The 19,131-nt window shown below is 68.7% G+C and carries 18 protein-coding genes; 5 read left to right on the top strand and 13 right to left on the bottom strand.

Translation table 11 applies throughout. The annotated features are described in order from the left end of the window. Positions 1-69: 69 nt before the first annotated feature. From ACYVD1_RS07305 to ACYVD1_RS07290, 4 genes are read right to left on the bottom strand one after another with little or no spacing between them, the layout of a single operon-like run. The gene (locus tag ACYVD1_RS07305) at positions 70-657 is read right to left on the bottom strand and encodes a GTP-binding protein (RefSeq protein WP_460760484.1); all 588 of its coding nucleotides are present in this window, start codon (positions 655-657) and stop codon (positions 70-72) included. 10 nt (positions 658-667) lie between these two features. Next, complete coding sequence (locus tag ACYVD1_RS07300; RefSeq protein ID WP_460769411.1) at positions 668-1,036, bottom strand: DUF742 domain-containing protein; 369 nt, start codon at positions 1,034-1,036, stop codon at positions 668-670. Then, positions 1,033-1,494, bottom strand: a complete 462-nt coding sequence (locus tag ACYVD1_RS07295) for a roadblock/LC7 domain-containing protein (protein WP_460769409.1) — start codon at positions 1,492-1,494, stop codon at positions 1,033-1,035. Before ACYVD1_RS07295 ends, ACYVD1_RS07300 begins: the two co-directional genes overlap by 4 nt. Further along, entirely contained in the window at positions 1,494-3,803 is a 2,310-nt protein-coding gene (locus ACYVD1_RS07290; RefSeq protein WP_460769407.1) for a sensor histidine kinase, read from the bottom strand. The genes ACYVD1_RS07295 and ACYVD1_RS07290 overlap by 1 nt, the downstream gene beginning before the upstream one ends. Positions 3,804-4,185: 382 nt before the next feature. Here ACYVD1_RS07290 and ACYVD1_RS07285 point away from each other — a divergent pair, with 382 nt between their 5' ends. After that, positions 4,186-4,494 carry a 4a-hydroxytetrahydrobiopterin dehydratase gene (locus tag ACYVD1_RS07285; protein WP_460769405.1) on the top strand — a complete coding sequence of 103 codons (309 nt, stop codon included), beginning with the start codon at positions 4,186-4,188 and terminating at the stop codon, positions 4,492-4,494. A 164-nt stretch (positions 4,495-4,658) separates the two neighbouring features. Here ACYVD1_RS07285 and ACYVD1_RS07280 read toward each other — a convergent pair whose 3' ends face one another. Further along, on the bottom strand, positions 4,659-6,275 hold the full coding sequence (locus tag ACYVD1_RS07280; RefSeq protein ID WP_460769403.1) for an AMP-binding protein: 1,617 nt from the start codon (positions 6,273-6,275) through the stop codon (positions 4,659-4,661). A 119-nt stretch (positions 6,276-6,394) separates the two neighbouring features. Between ACYVD1_RS07280 and ACYVD1_RS07275 the strand changes: the two genes are divergently transcribed. Next, complete coding sequence (locus ACYVD1_RS07275; RefSeq protein ID WP_460769400.1) at positions 6,395-7,420, top strand: acyltransferase domain-containing protein; 1,026 nt, start codon at positions 6,395-6,397, stop codon at positions 7,418-7,420. 94 nt (positions 7,421-7,514) lie between these two features. Here ACYVD1_RS07275 and ACYVD1_RS07270 read toward each other — a convergent pair whose 3' ends face one another. The 8 genes from ACYVD1_RS07270 to ACYVD1_RS07235 all read right to left on the bottom strand — a co-directional run bounded on the left by ACYVD1_RS07270 (position 7,515) and on the right by ACYVD1_RS07235 (position 14,112). Continuing rightward, a complete protein-coding gene (locus ACYVD1_RS07270; RefSeq protein WP_460769398.1) occupies positions 7,515-8,219 on the bottom strand; it encodes an ATP-binding cassette domain-containing protein in 705 nt (234 codons plus the stop codon). Next, the gene (gene urtD, locus ACYVD1_RS07265) at positions 8,216-8,962 is read right to left on the bottom strand and encodes an urea ABC transporter ATP-binding protein UrtD (protein ID WP_460769395.1); all 747 of its coding nucleotides are present in this window, start codon (positions 8,960-8,962) and stop codon (positions 8,216-8,218) included. The genes ACYVD1_RS07270 and urtD overlap by 4 nt, the downstream gene beginning before the upstream one ends. Next, entirely contained in the window at positions 8,959-10,080 is a 1,122-nt protein-coding gene (gene urtC, locus ACYVD1_RS07260) for an urea ABC transporter permease subunit UrtC (protein WP_460769391.1), read from the bottom strand. The genes urtD and urtC overlap by 4 nt, the downstream gene beginning before the upstream one ends. Beyond that, positions 10,077-10,967, bottom strand: a complete 891-nt coding sequence (urtB, locus tag ACYVD1_RS07255) for an urea ABC transporter permease subunit UrtB (protein WP_460769388.1) — start codon at positions 10,965-10,967, stop codon at positions 10,077-10,079. Before urtB ends, urtC begins: the two co-directional genes overlap by 4 nt. A 34-nt stretch (positions 10,968-11,001) precedes the next feature. Beyond that, positions 11,002-12,225: an urea ABC transporter substrate-binding protein gene (gene urtA / locus ACYVD1_RS07250; protein ID WP_460769386.1), complete on the bottom strand. Its 1,224-nt coding sequence runs from the start codon at positions 12,223-12,225 to the stop codon at positions 11,002-11,004. 114 nt (positions 12,226-12,339) lie between these two features. Further along, complete coding sequence (locus tag ACYVD1_RS07245; RefSeq protein ID WP_460769383.1) at positions 12,340-12,522, bottom strand: hypothetical protein; 183 nt, start codon at positions 12,520-12,522, stop codon at positions 12,340-12,342. 89 nt (positions 12,523-12,611) lie between these two features. Further along, positions 12,612-13,508, bottom strand: a complete 897-nt coding sequence (locus ACYVD1_RS07240; protein ID WP_460769381.1) for an aminoglycoside phosphotransferase family protein — start codon at positions 13,506-13,508, stop codon at positions 12,612-12,614. 100 nt (positions 13,509-13,608) lie between these two features. Next, a complete protein-coding gene (locus ACYVD1_RS07235; protein WP_460769379.1) occupies positions 13,609-14,112 on the bottom strand; it encodes a hypothetical protein in 504 nt (167 codons plus the stop codon). A 129-nt stretch (positions 14,113-14,241) separates the two neighbouring features. Between ACYVD1_RS07235 and ACYVD1_RS07230 the strand changes: the two genes are divergently transcribed. From ACYVD1_RS07230 to ACYVD1_RS07220, 3 genes are all read left to right on the top strand, one after another. Further along, positions 14,242-15,084, top strand: coding sequence for a DUF3626 domain-containing protein (locus tag ACYVD1_RS07230; RefSeq protein WP_460769377.1), 843 nt, complete (start codon positions 14,242-14,244; stop codon positions 15,082-15,084). Between the two features lie 105 nt (positions 15,085-15,189). Continuing rightward, positions 15,190-16,809 (top strand): FAD-binding oxidoreductase, encoded by a 1,620-nt coding sequence (locus ACYVD1_RS07225; RefSeq protein ID WP_460769374.1) that lies wholly within the window; start codon positions 15,190-15,192, stop codon positions 16,807-16,809. Between the two features lie 116 nt (positions 16,810-16,925). Beyond that, positions 16,926-17,948 (top strand): hypothetical protein, encoded by a 1,023-nt coding sequence (locus ACYVD1_RS07220; RefSeq protein WP_460769372.1) that lies wholly within the window; start codon positions 16,926-16,928, stop codon positions 17,946-17,948. Positions 17,949-19,131: the final 1,183 nt, after the last annotated feature.

The following is a 19,131-nucleotide window of genomic DNA, read 5'->3' as shown; positions in this document are numbered from 1 at the left end:
AGACCAGAAAAGCCTCAACAGCAATGCAGTAGTGCAATGTAGGGGGTGAGCCCGTGCCCCAAGAGCCCGCTAGGCGCCCGACAGCTCCAAGCGCAGCACCAAAGACACCAACTCCACCACGACCTCCTTGACCGACTCCCGCTCCCGCGCATCACACAGCAACAGCGGCACCCCCTCGGCCACGTCCAACGCCACCCGCACATCCTCCGCCCGATGCGTCCGCTGACCGTCGAAACAGTTCACCGCCACCACGAACGGCACCCGACGCGACTCGAAGAAATCGATCGCGTCGAAGGAATCCGCCAACCGGCGCGTGTCAGCCAACACCACCGCTCCCAGAGCACCCTGCGCCAACTCCTCCCACATGAACGAAAAACGCCGCTGCCCCGGCGTCCCGAACAGGTACACCACCGTGTGCTCGTCCAACGTCACCCGGCCGAAATCCAACGCCACCGTCGTGGTCGCCTTGGACTCCACCCCCTCCAGGTCATCCACACCCACACTCTCCGACGTCATCACCTCCTCGGTGTGCAAGGCCTCCACCTCGCTCAACGCCGACACCAGCGTGGTCTTACCAGCCCCGAAACCCCCAGCGACCACGATCTTCAACGTGTCCGGGACCGCACTCCCCGCGCTCGAGGCCACCGAACCTCCCATCTCCACCACTTCACAGCTCCCGAATACGGTCCAGCACCGTACGCAGCGTCCGCGCATCCGGCCGCTGCCGCTCCCAATCCGAGGTATGCACCATCACACGCCCCTGATCCAACAGATCGGCCAACAGAACCCGTAACACCCCCAACGGAAAACCCGACCGCGACGCCACCTCCGCCACCGACACCGGCCGCACGCACACCGACAAGATCAACTCCAACTCCGCGTCCACCTCCGACGGCTCCACCGAAGGAACCGCCACCACCTGCGAGGTCATCGAAAAATCCGACCGCGAAGGCCGCGTACGACCCCCCGTCAACGAATACGGCCGAATCAGACTCGACTCCGCCGACCACCCCTGCTCCGGCGGCAACGCGCTCACGAACCACCACCCCCGACCCGCGGCAGCGCCGACAAGTACGGCCCCACCTGACGCACCAACCTGTTCACCTCGAAAGCCGCCTGCCCCATGTCACAGGACGACTCGGCCACCAACGCCAACTGCGCACCCTGGCCAGCGGGCAGCACGAAGAAGAACACGCTGTCCATCTCCACCACCGTCTGACGCACCTCACTGGCACCCAGCTGCGACCGCGCCCCCCGCGTCAGACTCGCGAACCCCGACGCGATCGCCGCCAACCGCTCACCCTCGTCACGCCCCACCCCGGGCGAGGACGACAACAGCAACCCGTCCGCGGACAACAGCAACGCGTCCCGCGCCCCAGCCACCCGCTCCACCAGGTCACCCATCAACCAGTCCAACCTCTGCGCCGGGGACCCGCCCTCGGCCTCCTGCCCCGCGACCCGGCCGTCCGCAGCAGCGCCCGCCGACATCGACATCACCCTTCCGCACTCTCGTCGTGGCGCGCCCCCCGTTCGGGGACACCTTCACGGCCCTCCGCGCGACCGCGCTCCGTCCCGGCCTGGAAGGCACTCATCATCGACCGGATCTCCGACAGCGAACGCTGCCCACCGGTGGCCCTGTTCCGGTTGCTGTCCCGGGTGTTCGCCGAACCCCCAGAGGAGTCGGCAGGCATCGAGGGCCCTCCCGGCCCCGAGGACGCAGCTCCCGGGGACGAACCACCCGAAGGCTCGGCCCCGCTACGGCGCCGACGCCGCGGCAGCCCTTTGTAGGTCTCACCCTCCGCGGCGGGGGAGGGGAGTGGTCCCCGCGGTGCCCTCTCCGGAACCTCCGGGGCCGGATCCGTGCTGCCCACCAGCTCCGACCGCAGCAGCGGACCGGTGTCCCCGGTCCGCTCCGCCACGACCGACTCCGGGATCCGCACGGAAGCACGCGTGCCCAGGAAAGGGGAGGCACGCAGCCGCACCTCGAACCCGTGGCGCCCCGCGATCGTGGCGACCACGAACAGCCCCAGCTGCGAGTCCTCGCGCATCCGGGCCAGATCGAAGCGGGGCGGATCGGCCAGCAGCGCGTTGGCCGACTCCAGCTGGCTCGGCGTCATGCCCAGCCCCCGGTCCTCCACCTCCACTAGGCACCAACCGTCCTCCACCGACTTGCCGCCCACCGTCACCTCGGTACCCGGAGGGGAGAAGGACGCGGCGTTCTCCAACAACTCGGCGACCAGTCGCACCAGGTCCGATCCCGCCGCACCGTGCAGCGCCACCTGGGGCAGGGACAGCACCCGCACCCGCGCGTAGTCCTCGATCTCACTGGCCGCGGCCCGCACGGACTCGTGCAATCCGACCGTGGCCGCGCTGCGCCGGGTCGGCCGGTCACCGCTGAGCAGCATCAGGTTCTCGGCGTTGCGCCGCATCTGGGTACTGAAGTGGTCGATCCGGTACAGGGACTCCAACGCCTCGGGGTCGGTCTCACTGCGCTCCAGCCGGTCAAGCAGCGCCAACTGCCGGTGCACCAGCGACTGGGTACGGCGACCGATGTTGCGGAACATGTTGCGCACCCCGGCCCGCACCTGGGCCTCCTCCACGGCGGCCGTCACCGCGGCCCGCTGGGCGTCGTTGAAGGCCTCGGCGACCTGGCCGAGCTCGTCGCGTTGGGCCACCGCCAACCGGGGAGCCTCGGTGTCCACGTCCACACTGCCGCCCCCGCGCAGCCGGGCGGTCACCTCGGGCAGCCGCACCCGGGCGTAGTGCAGGGTTTCGGTGCGCAACTCCTGGAGCCGCCGCCCCAACCGCTGCGAGCCGACCACCGCCACCAGGGTGGAGGCCAGGGCCGCCAGCAGCGCGGGGACACTGATCACCAGCGCGCCGCGCAGAAGATCGGTGGCCTGGCTGTGGCCCAGATCGACCACGCGCTCCATCCGCCCCTGTTCGACCTCGCGCATGCGTGCGTCCAGGGCCTCGGCGGCCCCGAGCCAGGTCTGGGCGTTGACCGGCACGCGTGCGCCGGTGCCGCTGGAGGGTGTGCCGACAACGGTCTCTTGGAGGAGGGTGACGTTCTCCAGTTGGAAGGAGCCGGCCAGCGCCTGGTAGTCCTCGCCGAGTTCGGCGTCCACCCGGGACCAGGTGTGGTGTTGGGCTCCGGCGGCGGAGGCGAACCGGGCGTGGTCCTGGGGGGTGAAGGTGTCGGTAGCCACCGCGTGGGCCAGGATCGTGTCCTGTTGGTTGAGGAGCTCGCGTGCGCGCATCAGAGAGGTCAGGGAGCGCAGGTGGGGGACGAGGGCGGGGTCGGCGCGTTCGGCCGCGGAGTCCCACACGCGGATGCCGGATTCGATGAGCCGGTCGTAGGGCAGGGCCGCTGCCTCGATGACGTCGGCGTCGTGGTCCAGGGTGGCCACGTCGTGGCGGTGCTGTCCGAGGTTGTTCAGGGCGATCTGGAATTCCAGGGCCTGCTGGGGTAGGTCGGCGCCGTCGAACTCGCCCAGGGCCCGGTCAAGGGCTAGTACGGCCTGGTCGGTCTCCTGTCGGGCCTGGCTGAGGTGTTCGTTGTTGCTGCTGTTGGGCTGATCGGTGGCGGCGGTGGTGGCGTGCCGTTCCTGTTGGAGGTGGTCGATGACGTCGACGACGGGCTTGCCGACCTCTTCTGTGAGGTTGGCGGTGCCGCGCAGGTCGCGGATGTCGGTGGCCAGGACGGTGGTGAAGACTGCCCAGAGGGCGAGTAGCGCGGTGCTGGGGATGAGCACCAGGGTGATCATGCGGGTGCGTAGCGACCGGCGCTTGTCATGGGGCATGGGTTCGCTTCCGGGGGAGTGGCGGGCGTGAGTGGGGGGCCGCCTGTGGGGGGATGGGCCGGAGTTCCACAGAGCTAATCGTCCTGCGGAGGGGTTTGGCAAGACCCGGAGTGACGCGGAAAGGGAGAGTGCGCGGGGTTGGGGGCAGTTTGCTGCGGGGGTCGCCGTGGTCTGATGCCGGTATATAAAAATCTACAGCGTAAAGGTGCCGTAGCTTTTAGCCAAAAACCACTGCTCATCGGAGCGGCTCACGCCGCACCCACCACCCATGGGCTCATTCCTCCCGTGCCACTCCGATCAAGCGCCCGGGCCACGGGGTAGGTACCGGCCGGAACCGGCCAATCACGGATTGGCCCCGTAACCGGCACCGATGGGGGAGAGCATGCCTCAGCTCAACGAAGAGCAGATCAAGGACGGCCTAACCCGGCTCACCGACTGGGAGTGGGATCCCGAGCAGGTCCACGTGCGCCGCACGGTCCGCCTGCCCGGCTTCCTGGCCGCCGTGGCGCTGGTCAACGAGATCGCCCAGGCCGCCGAACAGGCCGACCACCATCCCGACATCGATATCCGCTACAACACGCTGCACCTGACCCTGAGCACCCACTCCGAAGGGGCGGTCACCGACAAGGACATGGCCCTGGCCGCCCGGATCGACGAACTGGTCGCGGCCACCACCGACACCCTGGACTGACGGCGCCCGCCGCGGGTGGCCCGGGCCGAACGGTCTGCGCACGCCACCCGCGGCGGACGGTCGATCATGCGCGGCTGGCCCCGCCCGACCATGCCAGACCCGGCCACGGTGTGCCTCGGCCACGGCGGACAGTGCCCGCTGCGTCGGCGGGTGTGCTTGGCGGGTCAGCGCAGGCGGGTGCGACGCATCTTCCCGGAGGCGCTGCGGGGTAGTTCCTCGACGAAGTCCACGGAGTGGGGTTCGGCGTGGGGTGCGAAGCCGGTGCGGACCCAGTCGCGGAGTTCTTCGGCCAGTTCCGGGGAGCCCGTGTGGCCTTCGCCCACGACCACGCGGGCGCCGACGAGGTGTCCGGCAATCTCGTCGGGGATCGCGTAGACGCCGCACTCGTCGACCGCGGGGTGGTCGTTGAGGACCGCTTCGACCTCGGTGGGACCGATGCGGTAGCTGCGGGTGATGATGGCGCCGTCGTCGCGGGTGGAGAAGTGCAGGTTCCCTTGGCGGTCCATGATGCCGGTGTCGCCGGTGAGGTGGTAGCTGCGCTCGGGGGTGAAGCGGATGTCGATGGTGTTCTCGTAGCCGAGGTAGCCCTCGAACCAGTCCAGGGGGCTGTGGTCGCGGTCGATGGCGATGCGGCCGTAGGCGCCAAGGGGCGCGGGTTCGTCGGTGATGGCTTCCAGGACTTGGATGTCCCAGCCGGGCAGCGCGGGGCCGATTGCTCCGGGGGGTGCGGTGGCGGTGGGGTCGCCGTGGTCGCCGTTGGGGAGTCCGGCACACCAGCCGAGTTCGGTCTGGCCGTAGTGGTCGCGCACGGGGACGCCGAAGAGGTCGGTGGCCCAGTCGATGACGTCGGGGGCCAGGGGTTCTCCTGCGCTGGCCATGCGTTGCACGATGACTTCGGGTGGCAGCGTCTTGGTGGCGGCGCGCAGGGTGCGGTAGGTCGTCGGGTCGGAGGCGAAGTTGGTGACCTGGTAGAGGCCGAGGACGTCGAGGGTGAGTTCGGGGTCGAAGAAGCCTGCGCGCAGGGCGAGGGAGTTGTGTCCGGCCAGGAGGGGGGAGATGAGGCCGTGGTAGAGGCCGTAGGCGGAGCCGGGGTCTGCTGTGTTCCAGTAGACGTCGTCGTCTTCTACGCCGAGGCCGAAGTGGTGGTAGGCGTGCACGGCCGACAGGGCGCGGGCGGGGACGCGGACGCCGCGGGGCGGGCCGATGAGGTTGGAGACGTAGACGGTGGCGATGTCGTTGTGGCCGCCGACGGCTACGGGGGTGGTGTGTGGGGGGTGTTGGCTGAGGCTGGTGAGGGTGTGGTCGCCTTCGCGTAGGGGTTGGCTGCCTGTGGTGGCGATGTGCCAGGTGGGTGGGGTGGTCAGGTGGGGGCCGGGGTCGAGTTTGGTGCGGTATTCGTCTTCGCAGATGACCATCTTGGCGCCGGAGTCGGTGAGGCGTTGGGTGATGGCTGAGGGTGCGAAGGAGGAGAGGAGGGGGACGAGGACGGCTCCCAGGCGCCAGGTGGCCAGGGCGGTGACGGTGAGGTCGACGCCTTTGGGGATGAGGGTGGCGATGCGGTCGCCTTGGGTGATGCCTTGGGCGGCGAGTCCGGTGGCGAGGGTTTGGGAGCGTTCTCGGAGTTGGCCGAAGGTGAGGGTGGTGGGCTCGAGGGTGGGGCCGATTTCGGTGGTGGCGGCGGTGGTGGGGTCGTGGCGGTCGCAGAGGAGGTGTGCCACCGACGTGGTGGGGGTGTTGTAGGTGGCGATCCAGTCGCGCAGGAGTTGCGCCGGGTCGGACATCGGTGGGGTTCCTCTTCGGTGTGCGCGTGTGTTGTTCGTTGGGTTACGCCAAGACTATGCCCCCGTGTGGATCAGGTCTCACCTGGCGTGTGTGTTGGGGGTTGGGCCATGATGTGCGGATGGATAGTGCGCGTGTGGTGGAACGGTTCGGGTTGGCCGAGGGTGTGCGGTCGTGGTTGGCGGCGGCTGAGGAGTTGCCTGAGCCGGGTGTGGGGTTGAAGGTGCCGACGGGGTCGGCGGCGGCTGAGGTGTTGGACATGTTCGCGCTGGCTGATCAGGATCGGGCCGAGGTGGAGGCGCTGTGGCCGGGGTCTGCGGGGCCTGGTGGGGAGTGGCCGGAGGAGTTGTGGCACCTGGTGGGGTGCATGTACCGGCGGTTGTGGGCTGATGCGGATCTGCCGGTGGGGGTGTTCAGACCGTGGCCGACGTTGGTGGAGGCTGAGGATCCGCGGGTGCGGGTGGCGTCGCTTTGGGCGTTCGCCGCGATGGTGCCTGAGCAGTTGGCGCGGCACGGGCGGTGGGGGATCGACCGTTCGGTGACAGTGGCGACGCTGGCTGACGTGGGTGTGCAGGTGGCTCGGTCGCGGTGGTTGTTCGGCCGGTTGAGTGTGGAGACGGCGGCGTGGGTGGCGGCGCAGTTGCGGGGCCGGTTGTTCTGGGTGGGGGGTTTGCAGTTGGAGCCGGCGGTGTTGGTGGATCAGGGGCCGGTGCGGTGGTATTCGGAGGAGGAGGCCGCTGGGTTGGGTCCGGGGATGGGTGTGGGTGATCCGGTGCTGCGGTTGCACATCCCGTCGGATGGGTTGGATCCGGTGGCGGTGGATGATGCGCTGGGTCGGGCTCGGGGGTTCGCGCGGGATCATTTGGGGATCGATCCGGTGGTGGCCACGTGTACGTCGTGGTTGTTGGATCCGTGGTGGGGCGAGGTGTTGGGGGAGGGGTCCAATATCGTGCGGTTCCAGCGGCGGTTCGAGTTGGTGGGTGAGGGGTCGCCGGGGGAGGCGGATGTGTTCCGGTTCGTGTTCGGGATGCCGTCGGTGGATGTGGCCCGGGCGCCGAGGCGGACGCGGTTGGAGCGTGCGGCTGTGGAACGGGTGGAGTCGGGTGGGGGTTTGCGGGTGTTGACGGGGTGGTTGCGGTTGCCGTGAGTGCCTGAGTGTTTGGGGTGTGGGGGTTCGTCCGGTGGGACGGGCCCCTTTCGTTGTGTGGGGCCGGGGTGTGGTCCCTACGCCTTGGTGCGGTTCAGATGGCCATGAGGGCGTGGGCGCTGTTGTGGGTGAGGTCGGTGCGCGGGCCGGTGTGGATGATGCGGCCGGCGTCGATGACGGTGACGGTGTCGGCCAGGCGTAGGGCGACGTCCAGGTATTGCTCGACGAGCAGGACGGTGGTGCCTTCGGCGGCGGTGTCGGTGATGGCGGTTTCGATTTCGGTGACGATGTTGGGCTGGATGCCTTCGGTGGGTTCGTCGAGGATGAGCAGGTCGGGGTTGGTGACCAGGGCGCGGGCGATGGCGAGTTGTTGGGCTTGTCCGCCGGAGAGGTGTCCGGCTTTGCGGTGTAGGAGGGGTTGGAGTCGGGGGAAGCGGGTGAGGGCGGTGTCGATGGGGTGGGTTGTGCTGCGGCCGGTGGCTTGGTGGGTGAGGTGGAGGTTTTCGGCGACGGTGAGGGGGGCGAAGGTGTCGTGGCCTTGGGGTGCGTAGGCGATGCCGCGGCGGGTGCGTTTGTGGGGTGGGTGGTGGGTGATGTTGGTGCCGTTGTGGGTGATGGTGCCGGTGGTGGGGGTGATGAGTCCGGCGATGGTGTTGAGCAGGGTGGTTTTGCCGACGCCGTTGCGGCCCATGATGCAGGCGATGGTGCCGGGGTTGATGGTGAGGTTGATGTCGAAGAGGACGTGGGCGCGGCCGTAGCCGGCGTTGAGGCCTTGGATGTTCAGGTGGGGTGTGGTCATGTGGTGGCTTTCTGGGGGGTGCGGCCGAGGTAGACCTCTTGGACGCGTGGGTCTTGTTGGACGGTGTGGACGTCGCCGTGGGTGAGGATGCGGCCTTCGTGGAGGACGGTGACTTCGCGGGCGTAGCGGCGGAGGAAGTCCATGTCGTGTTCGATGACGATGATGGTGTGGTCGGTGGCGATTTCAGTGAGGAGGTCGCCGGTGCGGGTGCGTTCGTCGGTGTTCATGCCGGCGACGGGTTCGTCGAGGAGGAGGAGTCGGGGTCGCTGTGCGAGGAGCATGGCGATTTCGAGCCATTGGCGTTGGCCGTGGGAGAGGGTGGCGGCTTTGGCATGGGTGTGGGGGGTCAGGCCGACGCGGTCGAGGATGTGGGTGACGGTGTCGGGCAGGGTGCGGCGTCGGCGTAGGAGTTGCCAGGGGCGGAGGCGGTAGGAGGCGGCGAGGTCGACGTTGTCGGCGACGGTGAGGTCGGTGAAGACGACGCTGGTTTGGAAGGTGCGGCCGATACCGGTGCGGACGATGCGGTGTTCGGCCAGGCCGTTGAGGGGGGTGTTGTTGAAGGTGAGGGTGCCGGAGGTGGGTGGGGTGCGGCCGGTGATGGCGTCGATGAGGGTGGTTTTGCCGGCGCCGTTGGGGCCGATGAGGAAGCGTAGGTCGCCTTCGTTGAGGGTGAGGTTGATGTGGTCGAGGGCGGTGAAGTCGCCGAAGGTGACGGTGAGGTCGCGGATGTCGAGCAGGGTCATAGGGTGCTCCTGGTGGTCTCCTGTGGTGCGGGGGTGCGGTGTTGGTGGCGTCGGTGGTGGAGGGTGTCGGTGAGTTGTCGGGTGAGTCCGGCCAGGCCTTGGGGTGCGAGGGCGATGACGATGACGGAGAGGGCGCCTTGGAGGTAGGTCCAGCCGCCGGCGAAGTTCTCGGAGAAGGTGGTTTGGGCGGCGTTGATGAGGATGGCGCCGAGGGCGGCTCCGGCGAGGGAGTAGCGGCCTCCGATGGCGACGGCGAGGACCATCATGATGGAGGGGATGACGCCGATGAGGGCGGGGGAGATGATGCCCATGACGGGGACGAAGAGGGCTCCTGCGGCGCCGGCGGCCATGGCGGAGAGGGCGTAGGCGAGGGTTTTGGCCCAGGTGGGGTTGTAGCCGAGGTAGCGGACGCGGTCTTCGCCGTCGCGGATGGCGGTGAGGAGTTGTCCGTAGCGGCTGAGGGTGATGTGGCGGAAGAGGAGGTAGGTGGCGGCCAGGGTGAGGACGGTGAGGACGTAGAGGGTGGTTTGGGCGGTGGGGGTGTAGAGGGAGTGTCCGGCGAAGACGGGGAAGTCGGTGAGTCCGTTGGTGCCGCCGGTGAGGTGTTGTTGGCCGATGAGGAGGATGACGAAGGCGGCGGCGAGGGCTTGGTTGAGGATGGCGAAGTAGGCGCCGCGGACGCGTTGGCGGAAGACGGACCAGCCGAGGAGGGCGGCGACGGCTCCGGGGATGGTGATGGCGGCGGTGATGGCGATGGTGGCGCTGGTGAAGGGTTGCCAGAGCCAGGGGAGTTCGGTGAGTCCGGACCAGACCATGAACTGGGGGAGTCCGGTGGTGTTGAGGGGGTCTTGGGCGGCGTTGGCCAGGGTGAGGTGCATGGCCATGGCGTAGGCGCCGAGGCCGAAGTAGACGCCGTGGCCGAGGGTGAGCATGCCGCCGCGGCCCCAGGCTAGGGCGATGCCGAGGGCGACGATGGCGTAGCAGAGGTATTGGGCGAGGAGGTTGAGGCGGAAGGGTTCCAGGATGAGGGGGAGGATGAGGAGGGCGGCGGCGAGGAGAGCGAGGAAGGTGGCGGGGCCGCGTAGGCGGGTGATCAGGGTGGGTGCGGTGTGGGTCATGTGAGTGCCCTGGTCTTGACGGTGAAGAGTCCCTGGGGTCGGGCTTGGAGGAAGGCGACGATGGCGGCGAAGACGATGAGTTTGGCCAGGGAGGCGTCGGCCCAGGCTTCGACGGTGGCGTTGAGGATGCCCAGGGAGAAGGCGGCCAGGATGGTGCCGCGGAGTTGTCCGAGGCCGCCGATGACGACGACGAGGAAGGCGTCGACGATGTAGTTGGTGCCGAGGGTGGGTCCGGTGGGGCCGATGAGGGTGAGGGCGACGCCGGCGATGCCGGCCAGGCCGGAGCCGATGAAGAAGGTGGTGGCGTCGACTTTGCGGGTGTTGATGCCGGAGACGGCGGCGAGTTGGCGGTTGTGGATGACGGCGCGCATCTGTCGGCCTTGGCGGGAGCGGTGGAGGTAGTAGGCGATGGCGATGACGCAGGTGAGGGCCAGGGCGAGGATGAACAGGCGTGAGTAGTGGATGCGGAGGCCGCCTGCGAGGGTGATGCCTCCGGTGAGCCAGGGGGGTGCGGGGACGTCGACGTTGGGTGCGCCGAAGGTGTCGCGGGCGGCTTGTTGGAGGATCATGCCGATGCCGAAGGTGAGCAGGAGGGTGTCGAGTGGTCGTCCGTAGAAGTGGCGGATGACGCTGAGTTCGAGGAGCCAGCCCAGGGTTCCGGTGACGGTGAAGGCGACGGGTAGGGCGATCAGGAGTGCGTAGGCGGGGTTGAGGCCGATCCAGGCGTGTAGGACGTAGGCGGTGTAGGCGCCGATCATGATGAGTTCGCCGTGGGCCATGTTGATGACGCCCATTTGGCCGAAGGTGAAGTTGAGGCCGAGGGCGGCGAGGAGGAGGACGGCGCCGATGGCCAGGCCGACGGGGAGTTGGTTGAGGACGGCTTCCACCGCTGCTCCTTTCGGTGTCGGGGTGGGCGGTGGGTTAGCCGGTGAGGTCGGTGGCCCAGTCGTATTCGTTCAGGTAGGGGTCGGGGGTGATGGGGTCTTGGGAGGTCCAGATCTCGTCGATGAGTCCTTCGTCGTTGACCTGGCCGACGCGGGCGGTCTTGACGACGTGCTGGGTGTCGCCGTCGATGGTGATGGTGCCTTCGGGTGCGTCGATGCTGATGCCGTCGAGGGCGGCGCGGACGTCGTCGACGTCGAAGCTGTCGGCGGCTTCGACGGCTTCCTTCCAGAGGTAGACGCCGTTGTAGGCGGATTGCATGGGGTCGGAGGTGACGCGGTCGGTGCCGTAGGTGTCGGTGAAGGCTTCGACGAATCCGGTGTTGGGTTCGGTGTCGAGGGTTTGGTAGTAGTTCCAGGCGGTGAGGTGGCCGGCGATGTTGGTGGCTCCGATGCCTTCGACTTCTTCTTCGGCGAGGCTGACGCTCAGGACGGGGGTGGTGTCGGCGTCGACTCCGGCTGATTGGAGTTGTTGGAAGAAGCTGACGTTGGAGTCGCCGTTGAGGGTGTTGAAGACGGCGTCGGGTTGGGTGCGGGCGATGTCGTTGGTGATGGTGGCGTATTCGGTGTGGCCGAGTGGGGTGTATTCCTCGTCGGTGATCTCCATGTCGTGGTGGTCGGCGTAGGCGGTGATGATCTGGTTGGCGGTGCGGGGGAAGACGTAGTCGGAGCCGACGAGGTAGAGGCTGGTGTGGCCTTGTTCGCGTAGGTAGTCCAGGGCGGGGATGATCTGCTGGTTGGTGGTGGCGCCGGTGTAGACGATGTTGTCGCTGGCTTCGAGGCCTTCGTACTGGACGGGGTACCAGAGCAGGCCGTTGTCGCGTTCGAAGACGGGGAGCATGGCTTTGCGGGCGGCGGAGGTCCAGCCGCCGAAGACGGTGACGGCGTCGTCGGACTGGAGGAGTTTTTGGGCGCGTTCGGCGAAGGTGGCTTCGTCGGAGGCTCCGTCTTCGATGACGGGTTCGATGTGGCGTCCGAGGACGCCGCCGTCGGCGTTGATCTCGTCGATGGCGAGTTGGACGGAGTCGCGGACGGTGACTTCGCTGATGGCCATGGTGCCGGAGAGGGAGTGGAGCATGCCGACGGTGACGGTGTCGTCGTCGACTCCGGCGGGGTCGTCGTTGGCGCAGGCGGTGGCGGTCAGGGTGAGGGCGAGTGCTGCGGTGAGGGTGGTGGTCAGGGTGCCTGGGCGGGTGCGGGCCATGTCCGCCTCCTAGGTGTGGGGTGCGTGTGGGGGTGCACCTAGGAGGCTGCGGGTGGGGTGTTTCGTGGGGTGTGTTGGGCTGTTACGTATACATGTCGGTATCCGGTGGGTGGGTTAAATCCTTCTGGTGGCGGGGTGGTGGGTGGCGGTCAGGTGGTGGTGTCCGTCGCCGTGGCAGTGGGGGCAGGGGCGGGGGACGAGGGTGTGTTCGGGTGGTTGGTTGTGGGGGGTGTAGGGCAGTGCCTGGAGTTGGGTGCCGTGTCCGAGGCAGTGGCGGCACAGGACGCGGATGAGCATGGGGGCAGGGTACGGGTGCGGGGTGTGTGGTGGGGGTGGTTCGGGTGAGGTGGGTGGTTTCCAGTCGAAGAGGTCCGACGGAACGTGGATCAGGCACCCTGCAGAACTCGATCCAGTGCCGCCCGGCCCGCAGGTCCCCAGTGAGGCTTGCCGCCGGGAAGGCCCCGGTCTCCGTTCTGTCCCATGAGCATCAGGAAGAGGCTCTTCATAGCGGCCAGCCCGCGGGCGCGTCGGATGGCCGCCTCATCGGCCTGCGCGTATACGTCGAAGAATCGTGTGGCCGTGCCCGCGGGTAGCAGCACCCATGCGGCGGCGAGGTCCCACGCTGGGTCGCCAGCGAACATGTCACCGAAGTCGATGATGCCCGAGAGCGTTCCGCCCGAGACGACGACGTTCGCGGGATGGAGGTCGCCGTGCACCCACACCGGCGGGCCTTCCCACGCGTGGGCCGCAACGGCGTCGTCCCAGACGGTCCGGATGTCGGCAGTGATGTTGTGGGGAGCAACGGCCTGGAGGAAGTTCTCGAATCCGTCCGTGCTGTTCCTGGGGTGGGTAGCGCGGTCCGTGGCGATCGGCGCGTCGGCGGGCGCCTTGACATGGAGGGCTTGGAGGAAACCCGCCAGCGTGTGGGCTGCGTGGGCGCCGCAGCTGATCGAGCCGTGGTCCAGCGGCTCACCGGGAACCCACGTCATGACGGTCCAGTGCTTGGGGTAGCGCTCGGACGGTTCGCCGTGCCGCACCGGGGTCGGTACGGGGAGCGGCAGGTGCGGGGCCAGTACGGGTAGCCATCGCCGCTCTTTGAGCTGGAGCTGCGGGGTGGGGTCCATGCGTTGCATGCGCACGACCAACTCCTGCCCGAGGCGCCACATGTGGTTGCCCCAGCCGCCCGGTACCTCACGGATGGGCAGCTCGGCAAGGTCTGGATGTTGCTCCTGTAGCAGGTCGCGGACCAGGTCTGCGGTGATCTCGTTTTCGGTGTCGCTCATACGACGTCACAGTACGCAGGCGGTAGGCGCAGCGGCTCGACCGCTGTATCCGCGCGCAAGCCGAAGGGTGGAACGTGTGGGGATGCGCGCTGGGGTGGGGTCAGTCCGGGTGGGTGTCCCAGTCCTTGCGGGCCCGGTCGAGTTCGATGTCGCGTCCCAGGGCGGGCAGTGCCTGGTAGGTGCTGAACAGCACGGCCGTGCTCAGTAGCAGCCAGAAGCCGGCGGCGTTCCACCAGGGTGCCGTGGGGGAGAGCAGGGGTAGGGCGCAGGCCGCGAAGGTCAGGGCCGTGGGGGTAACCCATTGCTGTCCGGTGGGGGAGCCCTGCCCTGACCAGGCCATGGACACCAGGAACGGGGTCATGGCGATGGTGCCGGCGACTAAGGCTGCTGGCGCGGTCAGGAGTGCGGCCAGGACCAGGGCCCACAGCGGCAGCCACGGGCTCAGGGCCCACACGGTGGTGGTCGCCGCGATCAGGGCGGTAGCCAGACCCAGCACGAGCAGGGGCCGGGGCAGCCCGGGGCGGCGCTCGGTGGGGTGTTGTGCCGGGCTCAGGGAGTGGGCGGCGGTCAGGGTTCGGTGCAGGGACAGCGCGGCCTGGTCCATGCGCGCAGTCTAGGAGCCCGGGAGAGCCGATTCGAAGGCGGTGCGGAACTCCGCTGACACGTCCCCGGAGGAGAGTGCATGATCGGTGCCATGCGTGGATGTGGCTGTGGTGGCGGGTGTGATCGGGGTGTGGGGCAGACGGCGGTGGAGGAGGCGCTGGCGTGGGTGCGTGAGCGGTCCTGGGGCGGGGGTTTCGCTCCGGGGTGGTCGGTGACGTTGAACTTCCATCCGGATCGGCTGGTGGGTGGGCGCACCGTGGTGGAGCGCATGGCCGCTGAGGGGGCGTATCGGTCGCAGTTCGTGACCGGGATCAGTAACGGCGGATTGACCGCGTTCGAGGGCGGGGACCGGTGGCGGTGGGAGAGCCGCATGTTCGGTGGGGCCTATGACCGGGCGCCGGGGTGTGCGCGGCCGGTGTATGGGGCGCTGGACTGGTCGGGTTCGCAGGTGGGTGCGGCGCCGAGGTTCGGGTCGTGTTTCTTCCGGTTGGGGGAGGCGGTGATGGGGCGGTCCACGTTCTGTTACCCGGACAGCACGTTCGAGCCTTCGGCGTTCGGGGTGGGGGAGCGTATGGGGCTGGTGGAGTTGGCGCGCGAGGCGGCGGCCGGTGGTGGGGGCCGGGATGTGTTGGACGAGTACGTGGAGGCGCAGGTGCACGGCCCGGTGCGGTGGGGCGCGGACGTGGCGGAGCTGGTGTTGGATCCGGGCTTTCGTGGCACCGAGGTGGAGGAGGTGGCGCGTGGGTTGGGGTGTGCGGTCTCGTGGCACGGCGGGTTTGGGTTGGGTATGGGCGAGTTGCGGCGGCATCCGGGTTACCGGGGTGTGGAGTTCGTGGAGTTGGGTGAGCGTGTGGCGGTGGAGGGGTGGTTGACGCCGCGGGTTCTGGGGGAGGCGGCGCGGTCGGGGCGGTATGAGGCGCAGGCGTTGAAACGGGTGTGGCACTACGTGGCGCGGTTTGGTGCTCCGTCGTAGGTGGGTTCTCGTCGGGTGAGTTGGGGGTCTGGCCCCAGGGGTTGACGCGTTGGTAACTTACCGGCGAGTTAAGTCGGTGGTGGATACCGGGAAGTGGGGTGGCCCGTGGCTGGTCGGCGGTCGTGGTGGGGTTGGGGGACCGACGAGGGTGCGGTGCGCGGGGCCGAGGCCCGGGCGCTGGAGGAGAACGTGGCGGGGCTGCTGCCGGGCGCGGATCTGTGTGTGCACCGGGCGCCGGACCCGGGGGAGTTGGGCCTGCCTGCTCCGCGTATCGCCCCGCCGCAGGCGTTGGCGCACCTGTGCAGCGATGTGGCGGCCGATCGGGCGGCCCATACCCACGGCAAGGCCTTCCGGGACGTGGTGCGCAACCTCGAGGGTGATCTGCGGACCCCGCCTGATCTGGTGGCCTACCCCACGAGCGAGGCCGAGGTCGTGGCCCTGTTGGAGTGGTGTTCGGGCGCGAACGTGGCGGTGGTGGCCTACGGGGGCGGCAGCTCGGTGGTGGGCGGCATCGAGCCTCGGGTGGGTTCGGGGTTTGCGGGGGTGCTCAGTGTGGACCTGGGGCGGATGCGGCGGGTGCTGGAGGTGGACGGCACCGGCGGGGCGGCGCTCGTCCAGGCCGGGGTCTTGGGCCCGGATCTGGAGGAGCAGCTGCGCCCGCACGGGTTGACTCTGCGCCATTTTCCGCAGTCCTTTGAGTTCTCGACGTTGGGTGGCTGGTTGGCCACGCGGGCCGGGGGCCACTTCGCCACCGGCGACACCCGTATCGACGACCTGACCCAGGCCATGCGGGTGGTGACCCCTGTGGGGGTGAGCGAGTCGCTGCGGGTGCCCGCCTCGGGTGCTGGTCCGTCCCCGGACGCCCTGTTCTTGGGTTCGGAGGGTGCGTTGGGGGTGATCACGCAGGCGTGGATGCGGTTGCGTGCGCGGCCGCGGTGGCGTTCGCGGGCCTCGGTGCGTTTCGCGGAGTTCTCGGCGGGGGTGGCGGCGGTGCGGGCCCTGGCGCGGTCGGGGATCGAGCCGGCCAACTGCCGGCTGTTGGATGCCACCGAGGCGCTGATCAACGCTGGGGCCGATGTGGGCGGTGGGTTGCTGGTGGTGGGGTTGGAGTCGGCCGACCACCCCCAGCATGCGGTGATGGAGCGGGTGGTGGAGCTGTGCGGCGATCACGGTGGTGAGGTGTCGGGGCGGGTGCGCCACAGTGACACCCGTGACGAAGGAGCGGGGTCGGGCCGGGGGACCGGCGGGGATGCGGGCCAGTGGCGGTCGGCTTTTCTACGCATGCCGTATCAGCGCGATGCCCTGGCGCAGCGGTCGGTGATCGCCGAGACGTTCGAGACGGCCTGTACGTGGGACCGGTTCGAGGGGTTGCACGCGGCGGTGATGGGTGCGGCCCGGAAGGCGGTCGAGGAGGTGTGCGGGGGCCGTGGTGTGGTCACGTGCCGGTTCACGCACGTGTATCCCGATGGGGTCGCGCCGTACTTCGGGATCTACGCCGAGGGCCGGTGGGGGTCGATGGTGGCGCAGTGGGACGAGATGAAGGTGCGGGTGTCGGAGGCGTTGGCCGCGCACGGGGGCACGATCACCCACCACCACGCGGTGGGGCGTGATCATCGTCGGTGGTATGACCGGCAGCGCCCGGACGTGTTCGCTTCGGCGTTGGGCGCGGCAAAACGGGACCTGGACCCGGCGGGGGTGCTCAACCCCGGTGTGCTGATCGGCTGATCCCGCCTGTTCCAGATGTGTCGGGTGGGGAGTGCGGGGAGTGTTTCGGCGAACCCGGGGCGGGTGCGGGCCATCGCACGGGGGAGAGAACATGTCCGTGCAGAGGAGCCGCACCGTTGAGCAGCACCCCCGAATCCCCTGAACCCCGTGAGCGGACCGAGGCGGTCCCCAGGGCGAAGGTCCCCGGCCCCACACCGTGGCTGGTGGGCATCGTGTGGGTCGCCGTGCTCACCCCGGTGCTGGGTGTGGTGGTGACGGCCTCGGTGGCGCTGGTCCGGATCGAGGCCGAACACGGTGGGGACGGGGGGATGCTGCTGTCGGGGCTGGGTGGTTTCGCTCTGGCCGTGGGGGCTCTGTTCTGGTTCCGGTGGTGGATGCGGCGGCAGGCTGCGTCGCGGCCGGAGGAGCTGCCCGTGGCGGTGGGCGTGGCCGCGGTGACCGGCACGGTGGTCGGGTTCCTGCGCCTTGAGTGGGGGGTGGTGGGTGAGTCCGCCCCGGTGATGCTGCCGCTGGGGTACGCGGTGTTGGCGTTGGCGGGTGCGGCGGTGGTGTGGACCATGCCGCCCCAGCGCATGCGGGTGGTGTTCGCTTCGGGGCTGGTGTTGGTGCTGTGCGCGGCGGCGGTGGGCTTGTCGTGGCAGCAGAGGGTCGCCGATGACCGGGACAGCAACGATGAGTTGTCCCAGGAGGTGGCTGCTGTGGGCCATCCGATCGGAGCTCTGGACGCCCCGGGGTGGGAGCCGACGCAGATGTGGGTCACTGCCGCAACTGGTGTGGTGATCACCTATGTGCCCCAGGACCATCAGGTGGCGGGGGATGGGTTCCTGCTGAGGTTGCGCACCGAACAGGTGGATCCCGAGGTCGACCGGTCGCGCCCCGAATGGCGGAACTGTTCCGTGGACGGTGGGAGTTTGCCGTGTGAGGAGCATGGCCGGGTGGTGCTGGTCGACGAGTCCGAGGAGGGCCCCTACGTGGAGGCGCGGGTGAAGGTGGAAGAGGGTGTCGTCGCGACCTTGTCGGGCCAGATGCGCGGCGATGCGGAGTTGGAGATGCCCGACGTGGACATGGTGGCGCTGGCCGAGCAGATCCGCACGGTGGAGGGGGAGGGGGCTCAGCGGGTCGTGGAGTCGGTGCGGTGAGGTCGTGTGGGGCGAACGCCATGTGGAGTCGTGCCCGTGAACGGTGGCCGCTCTGTGGGGCGTTTTTCTGTGCTGGAAGGCTGTCGGGAGTCGCCGGGGGTGTGTTGGTGGTTGCGGGGAGGCCCTCCAACACTCAACTTGACATAATGTGCATTATCGGCGACATGGGAAGGCCTGTGGGGAAGGGGTTGTGGGGCTCTGTAGGGCGTGCGGGCGGGCGTTGTTGGGTGCCTCGGGCGCGCCGGTCGTCGGGGCGGCCATGGCGGGGCTCGCTGGTGTGCTGTGGATCCGGGCGTTGGTGCTGGCCCGGGTGCTGTCCACAAACGGGTTGTGGGCTCTGGTGGTCGGGTTCGGGTCAGCGTCGATTCGGGGCGCCGTGAGGGTGTGTCGGCGGAGTCCGATGCCCCCCGAATTCGAGCTTGTTCCGTCTGGGCGGTGTGCGGCAAGCCTCAGGTCAGTTGCCTGCGGACAACACGGCTGCCAGGTGAGCAGGTCAACGACCGGTGGGTGGAGATCACCGGGCATCGCGTCAGGATGTGCCGGTGTGCAGGTGCGCTGGAGCCCCTTCCGGCGGCCGCCCTCGCCATGTTTCATGCATAAACGGTGTTATGCATCCTTTTATGGTTGTTTGGCAACACGTGACCGATTCGACTTGCGACTGGGGCATCGTTCACTCCGTATTCGCGGCGGGTCTGCCCTGTGTCGCCATGCGCCTCGCGTTGGGGTTGTCGAACGTACGTTCGCGTGGCCCTTGGGTAGATGCCGGTCGAACTGCTGTTCGCCAGTGCCGTTCTCCCCCTACCGCTCTCCCCCATCGCCCCCGGCTCCGTCGGCGCCTCGCCCGACCGCCCCGTGCCGCCTGTCTCGCCGTGGCCCCTGGGCTACTCCCCCGCCGGGCACCTCAAGGGGTGGCCACTCCTACGCGATAGTTACATTCAGTAGTTAAATCGTGCCCCAGGTCTCCCCTGCTGCCCCAGCCCCACGGCCCCCACACACGTCCGAGCGCCGCAGAGCCGCCACACACCAGGTGAACTGCCCATCGTCGCCGCTCTCAGAGTAAGAGCCTCCGCTCATACCCCCAACTCCCCCGCCTGACGCTCGACAAGGGCGTCACCGAACTCCCGGCGTATACCGCCGCGATGACCGCCTCGAAGGTGCCCGGAGGTCCCGGCCGCATCGGTGG

The organism is Nocardiopsis nanhaiensis (assembly GCF_054778635.1).
The sequence above is the reverse complement of the archived record's forward strand: the minus strand, read 5'-3'. Positions and strand labels throughout refer to the sequence as shown.

Excerpts from the sequence above, each read along its gene's own strand:
- ACYVD1_RS07305 (WP_460760484.1), bottom strand. The coding sequence starts at position 657 with ATGGGAGGTTCGGTGGCCTCGAGCGCGGGGAGTGCGGTCCCGGACACG.
- ACYVD1_RS07295 (WP_460769409.1), bottom strand. The coding sequence starts at position 1,494 with ATGTCGATGTCGGCGGGCGCTGCTGCGGACGGCCGGGTCGCGGGGCAG.
- ACYVD1_RS07290 (WP_460769407.1), bottom strand. The coding sequence starts at position 3,803 with ATGCCCCATGACAAGCGCCGGTCGCTACGCACCCGCATGATCACCCTG.
- ACYVD1_RS07285 (WP_460769405.1), top strand. The coding sequence starts at position 4,186 with ATGCCTCAGCTCAACGAAGAGCAGATCAAGGACGGCCTAACCCGGCTC.
- ACYVD1_RS07280 (WP_460769403.1), bottom strand. The coding sequence starts at position 6,275 with ATGTCCGACCCGGCGCAACTCCTGCGCGACTGGATCGCCACCTACAAC.
- ACYVD1_RS07275 (WP_460769400.1), top strand. The coding sequence starts at position 6,395 with ATGGATAGTGCGCGTGTGGTGGAACGGTTCGGGTTGGCCGAGGGTGTG.
- ACYVD1_RS07270 (WP_460769398.1), bottom strand. The coding sequence starts at position 8,219 with ATGACCACACCCCACCTGAACATCCAAGGCCTCAACGCCGGCTACGGC.
- urtD (WP_460769395.1), bottom strand. The coding sequence starts at position 8,962 with ATGACCCTGCTCGACATCCGCGACCTCACCGTCACCTTCGGCGACTTC.
- urtC (WP_460769391.1), bottom strand. The coding sequence starts at position 10,080 with ATGACCCACACCGCACCCACCCTGATCACCCGCCTACGCGGCCCCGCC.
- urtA (WP_460769386.1), bottom strand. The coding sequence starts at position 12,225 with ATGGCCCGCACCCGCCCAGGCACCCTGACCACCACCCTCACCGCAGCA.
- ACYVD1_RS07245 (WP_460769383.1), bottom strand. The coding sequence starts at position 12,522 with ATGCTCATCCGCGTCCTGTGCCGCCACTGCCTCGGACACGGCACCCAA.
- ACYVD1_RS07240 (WP_460769381.1), bottom strand. The coding sequence starts at position 13,508 with ATGAGCGACACCGAAAACGAGATCACCGCAGACCTGGTCCGCGACCTG.
- ACYVD1_RS07235 (WP_460769379.1), bottom strand. The coding sequence starts at position 14,112 with ATGGACCAGGCCGCGCTGTCCCTGCACCGAACCCTGACCGCCGCCCAC.